This is a genomic window from Arthrobacter liuii (assembly GCF_014639275.1).
Classification (GTDB): domain Bacteria; phylum Actinomycetota; class Actinomycetes; order Actinomycetales; family Micrococcaceae; genus Arthrobacter; species Arthrobacter liuii.
In genome coordinates this window covers 1-17,015 of sequence record NZ_BMFW01000025.1, presented here as the reverse complement: position 1 = coordinate 17,015, position 17,015 = coordinate 1, and the positions used below count along the sequence as shown (strand labels likewise).

General features: G+C 61.3%; 22 protein-coding genes. 10 read left to right on the top strand and 12 right to left on the bottom strand.

What is annotated here, in order from left to right:
* Nucleotides 1-50: 50 nt before the first annotated feature.
* From IEW19_RS18105 to IEW19_RS18090, 4 genes are all read right to left on the bottom strand, one after another.
* The gene (locus IEW19_RS18105) at nt 51-1,136 is read right to left on the bottom strand and encodes a TniB family NTP-binding protein (RefSeq protein WP_188572979.1); all 1,086 of its coding nucleotides are present in this window, start codon (nt 1,134-1,136) and stop codon (nt 51-53) included.
* Nucleotides 1,137-1,158: 22 nt separating this feature from the next.
* Complete coding sequence (locus tag IEW19_RS18100) at nt 1,159-3,216, bottom strand: TnsB C-terminal domain-containing protein (RefSeq protein WP_188572978.1); 2,058 nt, start codon at nt 3,214-3,216, stop codon at nt 1,159-1,161.
* Complete coding sequence (locus tag IEW19_RS18095) at nt 3,191-3,997, bottom strand: TnsA-like heteromeric transposase endonuclease subunit (RefSeq protein WP_188572977.1); 807 nt, start codon at nt 3,995-3,997, stop codon at nt 3,191-3,193. The genes IEW19_RS18100 and IEW19_RS18095 overlap by 26 nt, the downstream gene beginning before the upstream one ends.
* A 126-nt stretch (nt 3,998-4,123) precedes the next feature.
* Complete coding sequence (locus IEW19_RS18090) at nt 4,124-4,651, bottom strand: hypothetical protein (protein WP_188572976.1); 528 nt, start codon at nt 4,649-4,651, stop codon at nt 4,124-4,126.
* A gap of 662 nt (nt 4,652-5,313) precedes the next feature.
* Here IEW19_RS18090 and IEW19_RS18085 point away from each other — a divergent pair.
* Entirely contained in the window at nt 5,314-5,880 is a 567-nt protein-coding gene (locus IEW19_RS18085; RefSeq protein ID WP_188572975.1) for a hypothetical protein, read from the top strand.
* A gap of 885 nt (nt 5,881-6,765) precedes the next feature.
* Nucleotides 6,766-7,083 (top strand): hypothetical protein, encoded by a 318-nt coding sequence (locus tag IEW19_RS18080; protein ID WP_188572974.1) that lies wholly within the window; start codon nt 6,766-6,768, stop codon nt 7,081-7,083.
* Nucleotides 7,084-7,350: 267 nt separating this feature from the next.
* On the opposite strand, the gene IEW19_RS18075 is transcribed toward IEW19_RS18080, so the two are convergent.
* Nucleotides 7,351-7,848 carry a hypothetical protein gene (locus IEW19_RS18075; RefSeq protein ID WP_188572973.1) on the bottom strand — a complete coding sequence of 166 codons (498 nt, stop codon included), beginning with the start codon at nt 7,846-7,848 and terminating at the stop codon, nt 7,351-7,353.
* Between the two features lie 408 nt (nt 7,849-8,256).
* On the opposite strand from IEW19_RS18075, the gene IEW19_RS18070 reads away from it, so the two are divergent.
* Entirely contained in the window at nt 8,257-8,784 is a 528-nt protein-coding gene (locus IEW19_RS18070; protein ID WP_188572972.1) for an HAD domain-containing protein, read from the top strand.
* Between the two features lie 12 nt (nt 8,785-8,796).
* Here IEW19_RS18070 and IEW19_RS18065 read toward each other — a convergent pair whose 3' ends face one another.
* Nucleotides 8,797-9,207, bottom strand: a complete 411-nt coding sequence (locus IEW19_RS18065; RefSeq protein WP_188572971.1) for a hypothetical protein — start codon at nt 9,205-9,207, stop codon at nt 8,797-8,799.
* 235 nt (nt 9,208-9,442) lie between these two features.
* Between IEW19_RS18065 and IEW19_RS18060 the strand changes: the two genes are divergently transcribed.
* The 5 genes from IEW19_RS18060 (at nt 9,443) to IEW19_RS18040 (ending at nt 12,378) form a co-directional block, all read left to right on the top strand.
* On the top strand, nt 9,443-9,877 hold the full coding sequence (locus IEW19_RS18060; RefSeq protein ID WP_188572970.1) for a hypothetical protein: 435 nt from the start codon (nt 9,443-9,445) through the stop codon (nt 9,875-9,877).
* Nucleotides 9,878-10,010: 133 nt separating this feature from the next.
* Complete coding sequence (locus tag IEW19_RS18055; RefSeq protein WP_188572969.1) at nt 10,011-10,292, top strand: hypothetical protein; 282 nt, start codon at nt 10,011-10,013, stop codon at nt 10,290-10,292.
* 121 nt (nt 10,293-10,413) lie between these two features.
* Nucleotides 10,414-10,881, top strand: a complete 468-nt coding sequence (locus IEW19_RS18050; protein ID WP_229748567.1) for an ATP-binding protein — start codon at nt 10,414-10,416, stop codon at nt 10,879-10,881.
* Nucleotides 10,882-11,067: 186 nt separating this feature from the next.
* Nucleotides 11,068-11,460, top strand: coding sequence for a nuclear transport factor 2 family protein (locus IEW19_RS18045; protein ID WP_188572968.1), 393 nt, complete (start codon nt 11,068-11,070; stop codon nt 11,458-11,460).
* Between the two features lie 228 nt (nt 11,461-11,688).
* Nucleotides 11,689-12,378 (top strand): hypothetical protein, encoded by a 690-nt coding sequence (locus tag IEW19_RS18040; RefSeq protein ID WP_188572967.1) that lies wholly within the window; start codon nt 11,689-11,691, stop codon nt 12,376-12,378.
* Nucleotides 12,379-13,072: 694 nt separating this feature from the next.
* On the opposite strand, the gene IEW19_RS18035 is transcribed toward IEW19_RS18040, so the two are convergent.
* A complete protein-coding gene (locus tag IEW19_RS18035; protein ID WP_188572966.1) occupies nt 13,073-13,321 on the bottom strand; it encodes a hypothetical protein in 249 nt (82 codons plus the stop codon).
* A gap of 117 nt (nt 13,322-13,438) precedes the next feature.
* Between IEW19_RS18035 and IEW19_RS18030 the strand changes: the two genes are divergently transcribed.
* Nucleotides 13,439-13,609: a hypothetical protein gene (locus IEW19_RS18030; protein ID WP_188572965.1), complete on the top strand. Its 171-nt coding sequence runs from the start codon at nt 13,439-13,441 to the stop codon at nt 13,607-13,609.
* Nucleotides 13,606-14,262: a helicase associated domain-containing protein gene (locus IEW19_RS18025; RefSeq protein ID WP_188572964.1), complete on the top strand. Its 657-nt coding sequence runs from the start codon at nt 13,606-13,608 to the stop codon at nt 14,260-14,262. The genes IEW19_RS18030 and IEW19_RS18025 overlap by 4 nt, the downstream gene beginning before the upstream one ends.
* A 10-nt stretch (nt 14,263-14,272) precedes the next feature.
* Here IEW19_RS18025 and IEW19_RS18020 read toward each other — a convergent pair whose 3' ends face one another.
* From IEW19_RS18020 to IEW19_RS17995, 5 genes are all read right to left on the bottom strand, one after another.
* Nucleotides 14,273-14,671: a DUF4259 domain-containing protein gene (locus IEW19_RS18020; protein WP_188572963.1), complete on the bottom strand. Its 399-nt coding sequence runs from the start codon at nt 14,669-14,671 to the stop codon at nt 14,273-14,275.
* The gene (locus IEW19_RS18015) at nt 14,671-15,123 is read right to left on the bottom strand and encodes a HepT-like ribonuclease domain-containing protein (protein WP_188572962.1); all 453 of its coding nucleotides are present in this window, start codon (nt 15,121-15,123) and stop codon (nt 14,671-14,673) included. Before IEW19_RS18015 ends, IEW19_RS18020 begins: the two co-directional genes overlap by 1 nt.
* Nucleotides 15,120-15,545, bottom strand: a complete 426-nt coding sequence (locus tag IEW19_RS18010; RefSeq protein ID WP_229748566.1) for a helix-turn-helix domain-containing protein — start codon at nt 15,543-15,545, stop codon at nt 15,120-15,122. The genes IEW19_RS18015 and IEW19_RS18010 overlap by 4 nt, the downstream gene beginning before the upstream one ends.
* Nucleotides 15,546-15,864: 319 nt before the next feature.
* Complete coding sequence (locus tag IEW19_RS23650) at nt 15,865-16,035, bottom strand: hypothetical protein (RefSeq protein ID WP_229748565.1); 171 nt, start codon at nt 16,033-16,035, stop codon at nt 15,865-15,867.
* A gap of 56 nt (nt 16,036-16,091) precedes the next feature.
* Nucleotides 16,092-17,015, bottom strand: a 924-nt coding sequence (locus tag IEW19_RS17995; RefSeq protein ID WP_188572960.1) for a magnesium transporter CorA family protein, incomplete at its 5' end; no start/stop codon positions are given.

Here is a 17,015-nt window from a genome sequence, read left to right as displayed (position 1 = left end):
GGGTCTCTCCGGCAATGTGGCGGGGTGCCAGTCCTGGTGCTAAAGGCCCTCTAGTTTTCGTCAGCACGTGGGCCCGGCTTTTTGGTTCTGTAGGCTCTCGTGCTTGCGCTCTTGTCTGCCTTCGTCTTAGTTCTGCCCAACTGCGCCCTAATATGAGCTTCAGTTGCCATATTCACTCGGGCCGCCCGGAGGTGCTCGAGTGTGACGGTCTCGCGGCGCGGATCCGCCATCTCAATCAATTCACGGGCGACCTGGGTCAACATGAGGTTGAGCGCTTGGACGCTTCCTCCCGTCATGCTATGCAGCGGTCCTGCGAAAGGCTTCAAGGTTTCGGGCCGCGTGGCGTAAAGCGGCAGGGCGTTCGCCATCTCCGTGACGAGTCCTTGCCACCTTGACATCCAATTCTCGGATTCAGGGCTGTATTCGGCCACATCGGCCCTGATGAATCGGTTGGAGATTTGCATCCCCCTCGCGCCACGCGTGAGGTTGGTGACTTCCAGGTTGATGCCGGCTAAAAGAAACGTGGCTGTCGTGTCGTCGGCCAGTCGTCGGATGGCATCGGCGGCCCTTCTGGAATAGGATCCGCCGTTTTCCAGATTCTGAACTTCGTCGATAGCGAAGACCTCGATGCCGGATCCGGCGATACCGGCGAGCACTACGGTCCGTAGGATTGGGTCGCTGTCGTGCGGTTTGTAGGCGATGCCCAGGTAGTCGGCGATTTCCATGTAAATGCTTTTGGGGGTCCCGCTGTCCGGGACACAGATGTACGCGACCGGACAGCTGCGGATGTTGTCAAGGGAACTCGGATTCACGTCGCGGTAGGCCGCGAGTACCTCGCCTAATACGAGGTGAACGGCGGTCGTTTTCCCACGGCCTGACGGGGCCGAGACGAAGACGCCATAACCGCCCCTGGGCTTTCCATGGTTGAGGTGCATGACGGTTTCGAGTGTCGTCCTGATGTTGACTACTGTCTCGTTTTCGACGGTCACCCTGTCCGACAGAAAGTCCAACCGTGCGAGGTCATATGCTGTCCTTTCCGACGGAGTCATGTTCAGCAGTTCCGCCATGGGGACGAGCCGGAACTTCTCCCCGCGCTGGAGCAGAAACTGCAGGTAGCCGGACCAGTGGGTGACCACCAGGCCTTGGTTGCCGCGAAAATCAAATCTCTCCATCTAGGTCGCTTTCCGGTGAGGGGCGTTCCACGCCAGGTGCCGTCATGGGATAGTCAGGAACGTTGTCCCAGTCCTCGCCAACCGCTGACCCTTCGGACAGGGTGGTGCGGGTTGCCGGGCCGCCCATGCCCTGCAGTTCCGCCAAGTGTTCCGCCAACTCCGCGGCCTTTTTGCGCTTTTCCGCAAGCCTGATCCTCGCCACTTCCCTCTTGATGAAAGAGGCAGATACCTCAGCCGCTTCCTCGCTGGGGATGACGTAGCCGTTTTCGACGAATTCATGGGCAATCGTCCATACGCCGGATAGGTGCGGATTGTCGAACCGGGTTTCTTTCATGTAGCAGGGGATGTAGCGGTCCTCGTGCGGAACGTAGACCCATATTGTGCGGGGATCTGTAGGCCGGTAGTGGATTTCCCATTCACCGCCATTCTTGCCAAGCTTCGAGTCCCCTGACGTGTGCATCCTTAACAGATGGAGTTCGTCGGAGTCGTACTGGCGGCGATGGAATTCGATGCCGTCACTCTGCAGAGTGCGGTGCTCGACCGGCATGAGAGAGATATAGTCGGCCTCGGCCAAAGCGAGCGGTACATATCCAACGAATGGGAACATGCTCGCGTACATCACGTTGGGGCTGACCGGTTTGGCCGACGGTGCAAGGGGGTCCCGTAAGGCGTCCAAAGGCTGGTTCTGCCAATACTGGACGATCCACCTGTCGAGCAGGATGACCAGGTCCTCGATGTCCAGCAACTCCTCTGCATCCGGGTTTTTGCCGCGCCTATCGACGCCACCGCCGGTGTTGCCCGGCAGGTAGGCGATGAACTGGTCCAGGAGGGTGTCGAAGAACCGTTCGATCATCGCCTTGTCGGTGGGTGAGCGCGTGGATGAGCGGGTGATGATGATGCCGAGTTGCCGGCAGGCGGAATCGAAGACTTTGCTGGTGAAATCCTTTCCGTTATCGGTGACGATGCGGAAGATGCGTATGACCGGCCGACGGGTTTCCCATTTCGCTACTTCCTGGAGGTCCAGCAGCGACGCCCACGGGAGCTGCTTGCCCTTCAGGACCCAGGGGTTGAACAGTTCGTCACTGCCTGGCCGCCTTTCGGCTGGTGACAGGGCCTGCGCAAGGAGGTACGCGTGCGCCGCACCCTGCCCGGAGTCCTGGACGCTCAGTGCCATGGCCGTGTGCGTGCATTTGTCCATCATGACGGTGAGGGTGAATGAGCCCGGCTTACCGTCGGGCTTGCGTGCGCGCACGTCGTACCTTGAACTGTCGATCTGCACTTCACTGCCGGGCATGATGGCTGACATCCCGTGGAACGTCCAGTCGGGAGCGTTACTTGCGGTCCTGCGGCGTTTGGCTGGGCCGTTGGGTTCGCTGCCTTTCGTTTTCTCCTTGATGGCAGCGATCAGTCTGTCACGTCCCGGGATGGGGAATTCCCTGTCAGGAAATTGTTCCTTGATCATCAGGATCACGTTGGTCGCCTGGACTTTCCAGGGGATGCTCGCCTTGTACAGCCGGTCCTCGATCATGGCATCGATGCAGCCGAGCACTGCTGAGTGGATGCCGTCCAGCGGATGGTGGTTTCGCGTGGTGCGCATATCGACGAGGCCGGCCGGGCCCGAGTCCTTGTACGCTGCCACGTAACGCTCGAGAGTACGTTTTCCGATGCCGATCCCTGCATCCTTAAGTTGCCTAACCATCAGGTCAACCCTCTGGCCCTGGGTTGTCAGTTCAGGGTTATAGCCGGGCCGGTAACCCTCGGCGCCCCCTGGTTTCCCATCGATTATTTCCTCGACCCTGGGGATCCATTCCTCCAGCCTTTGCCGTTCAGACTTGCTGGCCACGTCAAGCTTCCCAGTCTCGGGAATACGACGATCGAAGGTGGGAGGTGTATCCAATTCCCGGCAAATCTCGGAGTACGACATGACTGTCACTTCGCCGGTTTTGACGTCCCTCATGGAAAAGACGTTGTCATGGAACGCGACAATTTCCCACCGCGTCCCGGCAACGGTGACGACGTCACCCGGCCCGATTGCAGATTGCATGTGTGCCTCCCGTCCAAATAGTTGAGTCCAGACTCAGAGGTCCGGAGTGGTCGTAGCTCAAGGCCTGGCGAAACATCATGTGATAAATGGCCGGCATCCGAAACGAAGGCTGGCCGCCATCAAGCCGTCTGGCTGTCTCGGCCACTGTGTGCGGGGTCCGTAAGTATTCGAGAAGGCTTTTCTCCTCAATTTGCGTCGGATGCATGTCTTCCGCGCGGAAGCCAGCAAGCCATTCAAGATTCGTCCAGTGCCATCCGGCTATTGCATGGAGGACAACGTGCCGCCAACCCTGCCGCTCACACTCATCACTCGTCTTCGCGAATACGTGCCGTGTGTCTGTGTCGATAGCATCCATCGGCTTGACGTCATACACGGTCCTGCGCCCGTCAGCTCCTAGAACGAAGAGGTCAGGATAGTGCCGCGTGTTGTCCTTGAACGACAAACAGAAGGGTTGAGAGGTGATGAAGAGCAGTTTCTCTGTGTGTTCCAGGAGCACGAGACATCTCAACTCCTCCAATGACTCGTACCAAACGAAGTCCCCAGCGGAGATGAACGGGTAAAACCCTTCATAGTTGCGCCGGTGCGGGAAGTTATATCCTCTTCGGCTCAAAGGGAAGCCAGAAGGGTCGAAGTCGCGGATTTTCCGGTCGAGAACAACACCCCGACCGCTCTTCGCATTTTCCCGCCACAGAAGAACGTTATAACCAGTTTTATTGTTGAAATCCCTAAATGGATCACTCTTATTGCGGCTCAAAACCACTCGAAATGCACCGGCGAGCATGACCGCCTCCTCATTTTCTGAACCTCTTCTCCAGTTCAGGGCCGCTGGAGGTGTGCTGCGCCACCAACGCCCCCGTAGGGACCGCCTCAACCTTCTGCTGCTCACGTGGAGAAGTCACTGCTTTTCCTAGTAATCTCCCCGGACGTACGGCCATATCTGGACAACCCAGCGGTCAAAAACAACTGCTAGATCATCCATCAGGATGAGGTCCTCTTCACCGGCGCCCGCGCCTCTGTGACCGCTCCGAGACTGCCCTGGTAACTTGTCGATGAATTGTTTTCGGATGGTGACGAAGACGCGTTCGACCATCGCATTGGCCAACAGTGTCGTCGGGGTGTTGACGAGGGAGACACCGAGTTCTCGGCAAGCGGACTCGACCGCAGGAGAGGGGTCATCGTCTTCGATCAGGACCCTCAACGGCCGGATGGGGGGACGCCGGGAAGCAGCAGCGGCGTGCGCCGCGTCATTGAGGAGTGCGGGCCAGGAAAAGTTCATCCGCTGCAATTCCCTGAGCCGTAACAGTTTCCCAACGGGTCTGGTCCCTGGTGGCGCCAAGGCCTGGGCGATGAGGTTCGGGATGTCCGGTCTCGCATCCCCTGCTTGCACGCTCGTTGCCGCTATCGATCGATTAGATTTATCGATCATGACCGTCAAGCTCGCCATCCCGGGCTGTCCGCTGACGTTTTGACCCTCACGGCAGAGGTCAGCGAGCTGATCTGCGCTTCACTTCCAGGCAGGAAGGCACGCAACTTGCAGATCCTCTGTGGCAGGGGAGGAAGCATCGAGAGCGGCATCCGTTTGCGGGGGACAAACTTGCCCACCACGAGCAGTGGCACTGGGGATGGCCCCGACGAAGACTGGTCACTCAAATGCATGCAGTCCAACAAGTCCCGTTTCCGGTTGCCCAGGTTCCCGCTCAAAACCACGCTTAGAGTCTCATCTGGCATGTGCAACTTCGGCGTCTCGCCGCTGCCCTTGATCTCGATCCACCCAGAATATCGGCATCGACTTGGCTTGGGCGGAGATTACCCAGCCGACGCGGCCCCACGTCCTGTCCCCAGAACGCCTGGACTCCAGCGACGCTTCCAAGCACGGCTTTGCGAAACTGCCAGAAACTCGTCGTCTCGTCGGGCCCACTTTTCAATTTGCGTCTCAATTAAAATCTACGCCGACCTAAGGGCCTGTCAAGGGCCCTAAGGGCTGACTCTCGACGCTCAGAGGGGCAAAATCACCCACAAAGTTCCGGACAAGGCGTGGCATAAAACTAGAGGACCGCGACCACGCTTATGTCCGGGGTGTGGGCCTAAAATCAGGCCATGAGTGCACCCCGTTTCCAGCCCCGACTTATGGCAGTCCCTCCGGACCGGCCCTACTTCGGCAAGGTAGCGCGGATTTCTTGGCTCGAAGGCAGAACGGAAACGGAAAAAAAGAGGATCGCGACCGCCCGTCTGCAACACGCCCTTGCTGTGAAAATTACAGGCACGCTGCGGGGCATGAGATACAACGTCCGCAGCTATGCAAAGCTCGCCGGAGTCAGCTATGACCGGATGGCCAAGGTCCTTCGGGGCGAAGCCCTGATGCGACTCGAGGACATTGCGGACGCCGAACGACTTCTCGGCCTGGTCATTCCGGCGCTACTAGAAGTCAACGAAACCCGCTCGCCCGAACAAATCGCGGCAGACCAAAAAATCGAAGCCGCACTGAAGCGCCGCGAGGCGCTAAACCTCATGAGGGAGGCGATTGCCGCGGAACTCGAATTGGCGAAAGCTGGGGAGATCGAATACAACGACAAGAGCAACCCATCGCCACCCGATCCTCCCTCAAGCACGAAACCGAAGGCAGCTACCAAGACCGCCACCAGGGCGCGCAATCCGATTACTTGACCCCGCACGCCCACGCCAAATGGGTGCGGCTACCCTGGCAGGCTCATCGAACTGGCGGTCTCATCGCCCCACGCCGATGCTGTCCTTAATATGCCTTCCTCGCTGCATATAGCTGCTAGGTGTGATGTGAAGGGAGCCACTACTGAAGCGCCAAAATCCGCTCAGAGAAGCAGCTGTCAACACCCCTGCGGTTGTCCGGAAGTGTTGCGATCGAAACTGTAGACCCCGCCGGCGATAGCATTAACTGGGCCTCCTGCTTCTGCTGCGTCACTCCGGCTTTTCCACCGGAGCGCGACTTTCCTCTTCAAAGGGCGGGGGAAGCAGGGAGGATGCTGCCGCTATTATCGCGCGATCATCGCTTTTCAATGGCAGTTGGGCCAGAGCAGCAAGTGCCTGACGGCCCATCTTGGCTCGCTGAGGATCTTCTGACACAGACGCATCGAGAGCCCACCTTATTTGGTCCCAGTCAGCTCCACTGCGTAATCCCGTCTGATCCCTCCCCCGTATGAAGAAGGCAGTGACTACGAATACGGCGACCGAGATGAGTACCAATGGCGCGCACACTGCAACAATCTGCCACCAGGGAGCCTGCTCCGGGCCCATCGCTATGTTTATCGTCTGAGCCCCACCAGGATTCATAGCATAAGAATAGGCTCAACCTGAAGGCTGAGTGAGGTTCGAGAAAAGGGGGAATGCCCAGAGGCCTAGTGGATTTCGTCAAACGCACCCGTCAAAGGAGGACGCCGTCCAATGGGCCGAGACACTGCACATTAGGCACGGCCTCCGACGAGCACACAGAAGCACGCGGTTACGCATCCAAGTTCTGACTCGGGGGCGCCGACGAGCACTGGGAATCCTGTCACACCCCGCGGCTACAGTCTCATTATGTTGCAGGAGCTACGCAATGACGACGAAGGCCGCTACGTCGTGACCACGGCGACAGGAAGCCAGTATGAGTTGGACCTGACCGCCAGGACAGTGAAGCGAATCATGGCCGCTACCGCGCCCGTCATTGAGTATCTGGACGTCGGGTTTGCACAACTGCGTCGCGACGGGGAGCCTCTGGAGCTACTCATGTTGGAGTCGTGCTCAGTCGGAGCACGCGCCCGCTACTGGATCCAAGTCCGAGACGACCACATCGTCACCCTCAGACAAACCTCGCCGGTGGTCCGTATCGCTGCCCTGGACCCTTGGGAACCTTGAATTGGCAGACCCCCGGCGCACAAGAGCCTTGGAGGCGGATCTTCACCGCCGCAAGTTTCGTCCCGACAAACTGGCCCGCGTCACAAAAGACCCGGCTAAGAGCTAAACAAGAAACTTGCACGTCCGTACCAACATTGGGCATTGCTGGCGTTATCGCCGCGGATGCGGAATGCAGCCGCCTTCAACGGCCTGCATCTTCGGCCGCACACCCAAGGCAGCTATGCGGCTCTGACGGGCCAGTAGCCATGGACCTATTCCCGCGATGTATCAACTCTGACATTTCAGACCGGCCGCCATATGGACAACCGCGTCAACGGGCATTCCCGCCTCAAGCCATTCCTTCGCAGAGACGGCGATCCCTCGTAAGATCAGGTCCGGTTGTCTTGTCACGAAGAAGCCGGTCACCGACTGCGGGTGAAGATCCACTGGCAGTGCAGTAAGGACAGAGTCCAGTGAAGGAATCACGGACTGGCCAGTCGCGGTGAACTGCCATTCAGGAAAGTTTCTCCCGCCTTCGTCGGAGTAGGAATACAGCTTCCCCTCTGCAGTGTCTAGCAGAACCGTCGAAACGGGTACGTTCAAATGCTCGGCGACCTGCTCAGCCGTCCAGACTGAAGCAACCATGTCTGCCCGCGCGGCCGTGTCGGAGTCGCGCGCTTTGGCTACGTCCTGTTGTGTCGCATTGATCCCTGAGTGGCGTTCCCAGAAGTTTTGTTCAGCCACAGACAAACCCTCGGGGGTACTTCGACTGCCGTCGACGTCCATACTTTGAGTCTACAGAGTGAGATTCTGCTTGGGGCGGGTGAAGGGTCCGCCGCTGCCCAATGCCGGCCCATTCGCAACCGGGTATATAGAGCAACTAGGGTCGCTCATCCGCCTGATCAGGCAGCCACCGCACCCGTCTTTTCTATCTTCCTGCCAAAGGACCAGTCCTGCTACAGAGAACCAGGTCCCCGCACCGTGGACCAGGCCATGGATGAGATGATGTACATCGGTCCCTACCCCATTGGCAGATGCCCTCAGCGTCGCTGAACGGGGGTAGTCACGCCATCATCGACCTGGACGTGATTCGAAAGCTACGGCCCGCGCCCAGTTCGGATCGGTTCAACCACGAACTGGAACTGGGCATCCGCCAGTACCGCCAGCAGCTCAGGCCCGCAGCTAAGGAGAGGCATGACCCGCACGTTTCTTCTTCTCGACGTCGACGGCACCGTCTTCCCGCTGCCGCACCGCAAAGTCACCCCGGCGCACGACCAGCTCACGACAGCCATCGCTGTTCCACCGCGGGTTCCGGCAAAAGTGGCGTTCAGGCCAGCAGTGGTCGAGGCGGTCAAGCGGTGGGCTGCATCCGAAGCCGACGTGCAATGGTTGTCCTCCTGGGGCTGGAAGACGAAGTGGCTCGACCAGGTCGGCCTGCCTCAGCTCCCTGTCCTGTACTCCCCCGAACCCGGTGAGATCTTCTTCTGGAACCGCTCCCGACTTTCATGGAAGAAGCCCGTGCTCGGCGAACTCCTCGAGCAGCAGACGTCTCCCTTCCGGGTTGCCTGGATCGATGACGATTCTTTCTCCGTGGCCTACGGGGAAGAACTGAGGGCGGCCTATCCACTGCTGAAGGATCTCCTGTTAATTCAGCCCGACTGCTACGAAGGTCTCACCGACGAGGAAATCCGGCGGGTTGAACAATTCCTCGCTGCCCAGTGAACCTGTTGGCAGCTACCAAATCGTCTCGAACTCGTACCGCGCAGCAGTTAGCAGCTCGTCGGGGTCGTCCAAGTGGTCCATCGGGCGGTCCTGGGCGGCAAAGAGACTGCTGGGCGAAATCATCCAGTAGGCCACATCCCATGGTGGGATCCCACCGCGCTTAGCCAGTGCCATAAGCTGGGGGATAGCTTCACGGATGTCGGCCCCGCTGAACTGGTACTTGGGGAATTTGAGGACGCCTTCATGCAGGACGCCGAGCAGCTCCCCAGCTTCAGCGAGTTGAGCGACGCGGGCCGGGTCAGGCTGTCCCGGGTCCAGGAGCGCCGCCACTTCCTGGATGCTGAGTGTCCCCTTCGCGACCTCGGCCTGCCACCGTCTTTGGGCAGCGACCGACCGCTCGTAAGCCTCGTTTCCTGGCCCCACCGACACTCCCTGCTCAGTCCATATCCTTCACAACATCACGTTACGCGGTCCAAACCTCTGGCGAGTCTGCAAGAATTTCCTATGGCAACCCCTTCAGGGATGGAAAGCTACGACTCCAGCTCCGAGACCGCTGCGGTGCTTTCGGACAGCGAACTTCTCGGGGCTATCAGCGAGGGGCTTGAAGACCTGAGCCGAGGTGCCGCTTTCTCCGCAGAAGAAGTTCGCACATCAGTGCGTGAAGGTCGTCATGGGTGACGACTCTTCTCCCCAGTACGCCCGCGCGCTAAAGGCAACTGAGAATGCTTGGCGGGAGATGGCGGCGGAGTTCGGGCTACTCACGGAGGCCGAACTCTCTGCAGCTGCAGCCGAGCCATCCGCGGGCCCACAGTTCGCTTTAGACGAGATGGCTGCCGGCAGACTCCTAGCCGTCGAACGACCCGAAGGCCTCAGGTACCCAGGCTTCCAGGTAGACCGACAGAGGCACGCAATCCGTCCCGTGATGCACGACCTGATGAAGGTTGCTCGAGGCGCCGGCCGCAGTGGAACCAGCCTGGCTCTCTGGATGGTCTCCGCCACCGGCTATCTGGACGGTGCCCGGCCAGTTGATCTGCTTGAGAGCCCTGCCGCCGTGATTAACGCTGCCATTCAGTCCTTCAACGTCGAGTGGTGAAGCAGTAGCTCGACAGAACTACCGCCTTGCCAACAATAGCTTTTTGAGACGTACGCGCAGGCTCGATCAAAAAGCCCACCAGAGGCCGGGGACTGTAGCGCATCAAGACCTTTCGGATACCCCGGTACTGATCATGGGCGGGATCATGCTGTGGGCCAGGCGCTCCTTCGGCTACACGGCAGCTCCCGGCGTGCTCCTGGTCTCCGCACTCGGCGGGGTGGTTTTCGCTGTCGCAGCCGTCGCCGACAACCTCTCCGGGGGCATTCGGACCGACCTCTCGGTGGTCGTCGTCCATCTGGTCATCAGCGCTGCCAGCCTCGCAGTCTTGGCATGGTTTCTCAGCGCCCCGCAGCGCGCTGCGGCCAAAGTTCGAAAGCCCCGGCTGCGCCCAGGTGCGGCGTCGGGAGCAACCTGACCCCGCCCCTCGCAGGAGAGCGGACATCACCACAAGGACATCTTGTGGCGTTAGAGTTCGCTCCATGATCGTTTGACTCAATGGCACCCATGGAGTGGGAAAGACCACGACGAGTGCACTCGTGCAGCAACTTCTGCCCAATTCGCAGGTCCTCGACGCCGAGAAGGTCGGCGAGGTGCTCATGGACATCAAACCGGGGCTCCCCGTAACGGACAACTTTCAGCACTGGGACCCGTGGCGCCCGCTTGTCATAGAAACTGCCCGGCGCGTGCATGAATTCACCGGAGGAACACTTGTGATGCCGATGACAGTCCTGGTCGAGAGCTTCTGGCGGGAAATCAGCGACGGTCTCACTAAGCACGGCATACCGATCCGGCATTTCGTGCTCCACGCTGACCAAGAGACGCTGCGCGACCGCATACAGAACGACAAAGTTCTCGGCCCCTCGACGTTCCGCTTCGCTTATCTGGAGCCTTACGCCGAGGCAGCCCGTACCTGGCTGCACAATGACGCGGAGGTCATTGACACCACCGGAATCACACCAGAGCAAGCCGCGCAGCGGATCGCGGACTCCGCGCGTGGTCGCTGAAGGGGTGCAGGACGATCTATCGCTTCAAGTCACTCGTTAGCTTTCGGATTGAGGTCGGTAAACAAGACCCCTGAGGCAAGCCAGGAATCAGGGGATTTATAGGGGGCCTGTCCCCCTCGACAGGCCCGCGGCCCGGGCCTAATCTTTCCTCGCGAGATCCCGACGAGGATGACAGAGGTGTGGGAAATGGGATCACAGGAAGATGCGGCACTGGTGCGCCGCGGCTACGAAGCATTCATTGCAGGCGACATGGATACGCTCAGGGAACTGTTCGCCGACGACATCGTGTGGCATGCGGCCGGAACGGGAGAACTAGCAGGCGACAAGAAGGGCCCGGACGCCGTCCTGGCGTACTTCGGTGAACTCGCCTCGCGGGCGACCGGCTCCCTCAAGGTCACCCTGGAGGACGTGGCCCCGGGTGACAGGTACACGGTCGGAATCCAGTCCAACCACGCCGAGCGCAACGGCAGGACCCTGGACCAACGGCAGGTCGTCGTCTTCAGCATCTCGGACGGGAAGGTCACCGAGGCCAGGGAAATGCTGGAGGACACCGCCCTGGGCGCCGACTTCTGGTCCTGACAGGCTCCCCCGCGTGGTAACTTTTTTTCGGGCGCACCCTCGGGTTCTGGCTGCACACCCTGCGAATCGACGACGGTGCGCCCGGCCACGCTTCAAGGGAACTGGGCGTCCCAGCGGTGACGGGAATCGGCGGCCCAGGGGTGTTACTCAACGTCGATTGATGCTGGACGACGGCGTTTTACCGGTGTAGCGTCGGCCCGACCACCGTCGTGGACTATTGGGGGAATCATGCGCGACCGCCGTAAACGGCTCATCTTTCTTGCGGTCAGTGCCGCCCTTTACACCCTCTCCCTGGTCTTCAGAATTAGTCGTTCGCTAGCCAGCGGCGGCACTCTCAGCGATGCCCTCGGAGCCATAGGGCTGGGCGTGCTGATCGTCCTAGTGATCACCGGCTCCGTCCTGGCGATCTCCAGGTCCACGCAATACGCCGCCGTGGCCCGCCTGCGTGCTGAACACCCGGATGCGTTGATCGTCAAGACCTTCTGGAACGACACCCTCGCGAATCCGTTCCTGCCGGTGCGTCCGAAGCAGAGCTCCGACCGCGTTACCGGTTACTACGTCGGGCTCGTCGTCGATGACCAAGGCATCGGAATTTCCCGCATGACCCGGACCCCTGTGGAGTTCGGGTTCATTTCGTGGGAGCGTGTCCGCTCGGTTCAGACCGGTCAGGCGCAGGTTGCCCTGATCGGCCGAAGGGCACGCCCGACGATTATGATCACGTATGAAGACGATCCGGGTCCGTTCCTGAACAGGATCGAGCTTCTCGTTGTCGGCAAGGCGGCCGCGGCTGCCGCTGCGGCCCTGCCAGGAACAATTCTCAGCCGCCGGCCAGCCGAGATGGATTCCGGCCCAAGCACATGGCTGCGGCCGACGTTCCGTACCGCCCCCGCGGAGCCGCCAGGGCAAGTCGGCCCCTGACGTGGCTTCACGTGAACAGGGCGTGCCGGACTCTGTCGATCAAGGCCCGTAACTTCCGGCGCGGTTCGGCTCGGGTGGTGGATCCGCTATCGACATAACCGCCTGCCGGGTGGCAAGTACAAGGCGTGACAAGCAAAGGGAGCTGTGACTTGTTCACCGAAGTCTGGGGACCAAGGATCGGTCCGGCCGGCAGGCCTGGGAACTTCATAGCGGCCGATGATCCAACTCTGACGACGGGAGAACAGTATGGCTGGAATCAACGCGAAGTTCCACAAGGAATACCTCGGGACGTGAGGGAGCCGGTGCCGCTTCAGGCCACGCTGGGCGCGCTGGCGACAATGTAATCCCTTGCCGCCGGTCCGGTCATCGCCACGGTGTTCCTGCCCGGGGTGATGCCCCTGTCGCGCAGGGCAAGCCAAAGAATCGTCTCCGGCTGCGGAGCGCGCCCTGTGAGAAGGCACCAGCTCGTATACAGCCCGAACAACTCTTCCCGGTCCAGGCCCCTATCGCTGCCTGGGTCCATGCTGACGGCTTCGCTAAGGAACGCATCGAAATGCAAGCGATAGGCACGATGCTCTCGTCGGCCGAAAACCCTCACGGTGCGCTCCAAGGGACAGGCCACAGGGCAGCTAATCTTGCTGGTCTGAAGATATGTGCAGCCTACCCGCCTGTCCAGACCCCCGCGGGCACCCCGTCAGCTGTACGGGGAATCAGACCGTGCCGCGCCGTCCTTGCGGATCTCGAACTCGGTGGCGTCCAGGAGCCGCCGGCTGCCGGTGAGGACATCCTGGATCCAGAAGAGCTCGTCACGGGGCGCGATGTCTGTGACCTTGCCGTAGTGGACGAGGCTTCCCTGGTAGTAGGCCTCCACCCAGTCACCGCATGAGAGTTGGCTACTGGAGATGACGGCGTCGGGGGAATCGATTAGGTCGGAATTATCCATGCCGCCAGCGTCCCATCCGAAGGTTGCCCCCGGGTGTCCGCGGGGTGTTCTGCCGGCGCTTGGGGCAATCACTCTTGTCCCTCGCGTAGCCTAGGGGCAAAGACTATGGGGGTAGCAATGATTTTGAGTCCGGCCTTCGGCATCATGGGCATCCTGTACGCGATCGTCATGATCGCCGTGGCCGTCCTGGCGGTCTACGCCCTGGTCCTGGCCATCATCTACCTGCGGCTGCGGATTGCGGAGCTGAAGCGGACGGCGCCCCCAAGGAACAACCCACCGGTTCGATGACGCAGGCCAAACGCCCAACCCCGTACCCGGAGTGGGTGCTGATGTACCGGAAAGGCATCCCGGCCACAAAGATTGCCGCGATGTCCGGAACCGCCCAGTCGGTGATCCGCTACCACCTGGCCACCGCCGCAAAGCAGGACCCTGGGTTGCGGGCCGCCCACCGCGCCGCGGCCACACCGGTCCCCAAACGCGCCACCGGGCCCGGCCAGCGGAACCTGCAGAAGGTCCTGGCCTTCTACACAGCCGAGGGCCGGCTTCCGGTGCACCGCCGCTCCCAACGGGAGTCTGCCCTGGCCGGGTGGCTGGTCCGGCGCCGTCAGGAAGCCGACAACGGCAGACTCTCCCCCGCCTACGCCGACGCCCTGGATGCCATCCCGGGCTGGCGGACATACCCGACCAAGCGGGACGCTGACGCCGCCCGGTGGAAGCAGCGCCTTGCAGAGGTTTCCGCCTACCTGGCGGCCGGGAACGAATTCCCCCGGCACAACAAGACCGACGACCGGGAGGAGCGCACCCTCGGGGTGTGGCTGCATACCCAGCGCATCGACTACCGGGCCGGGAAGCTCACCCAAGCCAAGGAAGCACAGCTGAACGAGATCATTCCCGGGTGGCGGCAAGGCCGGCCGCGGCGGGGCGTGAACAGCCGGCAGTGACCTCCCGGCACTACTGGAGCGCGCTGCGCAGCCGTTCCGTGAGCCCGTCGACGGATTCCCGCCATTCGGGTTCGTCGGCGTCATCCCACATCTCGGCCAGCTCTGATTTCTCCCCCGCGACCCGTTCGACGGCTTCCACTGCCATTTCGACGTCTTCGGCGGTGATCTCCGGCCCGTGGGCGGTCACCCAGTCAGTGACGTTTTCGGGCAGGTCACCGAGCGGGTTGCCCTGGCTCGCGGCGGTCACCTCCGCGGCGGCGAGGGCAATGGCCCCATCCGGCGCCTCCACGTACCGGTCCCCGGCCTTCGCCAGAGCCTTGCGGACGACGGCGGCCCCGCGGGCTTCGAGTTCCTCCAGCCAGTCCAGTGCGTCGTCGTTCTCAAACGGCAGGTAACCCCATGCGCCCATCAATCGTCCCTCCCGGTTGGCTGGCCTTCAATGTCTGCCCTGAGCGCTGCGAGCTGGCTACGGACCCGTGGAAGATCCCGTTTCGCGGTGTTCCACAGAATGTCATATCGAGTGGAGGTGTAATCGTGGGCAAGAATGTTGCGCAGTCCCCGCAACGCCCGCCACGGTATGTCCGGATATTGCTCGCGCACCCGCTCGGGGAAACGGTCGGCCGCCGTATTCAGGTCCATGGAAATTGACTTCAAGCTCTCCCGGGACCGCCAGTTCGCCGGCCGGTTAAAGGCCTCCTCCCCTTCCGCCACGATCTCCCGGGCCCAGTCCAGGCGCTGTTCCATGGCCTCAAGCAGCGTCAGGATCCGTTCCGGCGGCGCCTCGGCCAGGGAAAACGTGGACTCCTGTCGCTTCCGGTGAGCGAAATGGCCGCCGGCAGCGCCATCGGGCGTGTGGTTCACAGGGGCACCGCCTCGGACAGTATTCGATCCATCACCGGCCCGGTGGCCCCGGACGGGATGATGTCCACCTCCACGCCGAGCAACTCGACCATGTCGAGCCGGAGCTCGGACAGGTCGAAAAGTGTCGCTCCGGGCTCAAGGTCGACCAGCAGGTCCAGGTCCGAAGCTGGCGTGTCCTCGCCGCGGACGGCCGAGCCGAAGACGCGAACATTGTGGGCCCGGTGCCGTTCGGCGATCTCAAGGGCCTCCTGGCGATGCTCCGCGAGCATCTCGGACGGTCGTCTCCTGAGGGCAGCCATGATCCGCCCGATCGTCTCCGGCTGGGGTGTCCGCTTCCCGGACTCATACGCCGACAGGTTCGGCTGGCTGACCCGGGCCAGCTCGGCGAGCTGCTTCTGACTCAGCCCCGCCCTCAATCGCATGGACCTTATGCTTGCCATCAACGGAGTATATCGCCGCGATATATCCGGCGGCCAGCCTGCCAGCCCGCCGAAGCGGGGCCACGTACTCGACGGACCCTCGCCTGAACCGGTGGACGGCCACACAGATGAGGACCGCCACGNCGCCCTAGCCCGCCGCCGCATCAACGTCCTCTGGGCCATGCTCCGCGACCACACCACCTACCAGGAACCAATACCAAGAGTCCGCGCTCAAGCTGCTTGACAGAAACATTGAGATTCCCAATGGCCGGCTTCCTCCCTGGTGGCGATGTGGGCTGGGCGGTCCCCGATTTTCAGAGCATCAGTAATGGACTGGCGTGGCTTCACCTTGGTCCTGGACCTTGTGGAAGGGGACGGCGTCCACCGGCCGGGTGTCGAGGAAGAGCACTGCCACAAGGCGGGAGTGAACGACGGTGTAGCGGGTGGGCCGGTCCAGCCAGGAGTGGATCCCCGTGTACTCCTCGACGAACAACCCATCACCGAGCAGTCGCCGCTCCCGGAGCAGGTCGTAGACAACACGAGGCGCTGCTAGATCCAGTCGCGTTTCTTGAAGGCCATATAAAGGACGGCTGATCCGGCGACGATCAGGGACAGCGAGAGCCAAAGCCCCGAGTCGCTCTGGAAGCCGAAGAACGGCACGTTTTGCCCGAAGAAGCCGGTCACGGCGGTCGGCACGGCAATGATCGCAGCCCAGCTGGTGACCTTCTTCATGACCAGGTTCATCTGGTTTCCCTGGATACTGATGTGGGTCTCCAGAATGGTCGTTACCAGGTCGCGAAGGGACTCGGTCCATTCCGTTGCTCGCAGCACGTGATCGTAGACGTCCTGGAGGAACGGCTGCATGGCCGCGCTGCAGCCGACCAGATCATCGCGGCGGAGCAGGGTGTTCAGGACCTCACGCATCGGTAGGACGATGCGGCGGAGCTTGACCAGGCTCTTGCGCATCTCAAAGGTCTTCCGTTGCAGATCGTGATCCGGTGAATGGTCATCGAACAGACCATCTTCGAGGGCTTCGATATACCCGTCCAGCTCCTGGACGGCGTCGAAGTGGCCGTCCACGATCAGGTCCAGCAGGCCCCAGAACAGGAACGGTACCCCGTGTACTGTCAGGTCCGTTTCGGCGTCCCAGTGCGCCGTCAGCTTGTCGGTATCGAACTCGGGGCCGTGGACGGTCACCAGCGCATTCCGGGTGACGAAGGCCGATATTTCGGCCACGGCGAGCTCCCCGCTCCCGGGGACCAGATGGGCTTCATAGGCGGAAAGGAACAAATGGTTCGGATAGCGGTCCAACTTGGGCCGCTGAAAATCATGCACCGCGTCCTCAACGGCGAGCCGGTGCAGGCCGTACACAGTCTCCACCCCAAGGAGGTCATCAGCGGTCGGGTCCGTGAAATCGATCCACAACACCACATCATGCTGGTGGGCCATGGCCTCAATCTCGTGGGCGCCAAC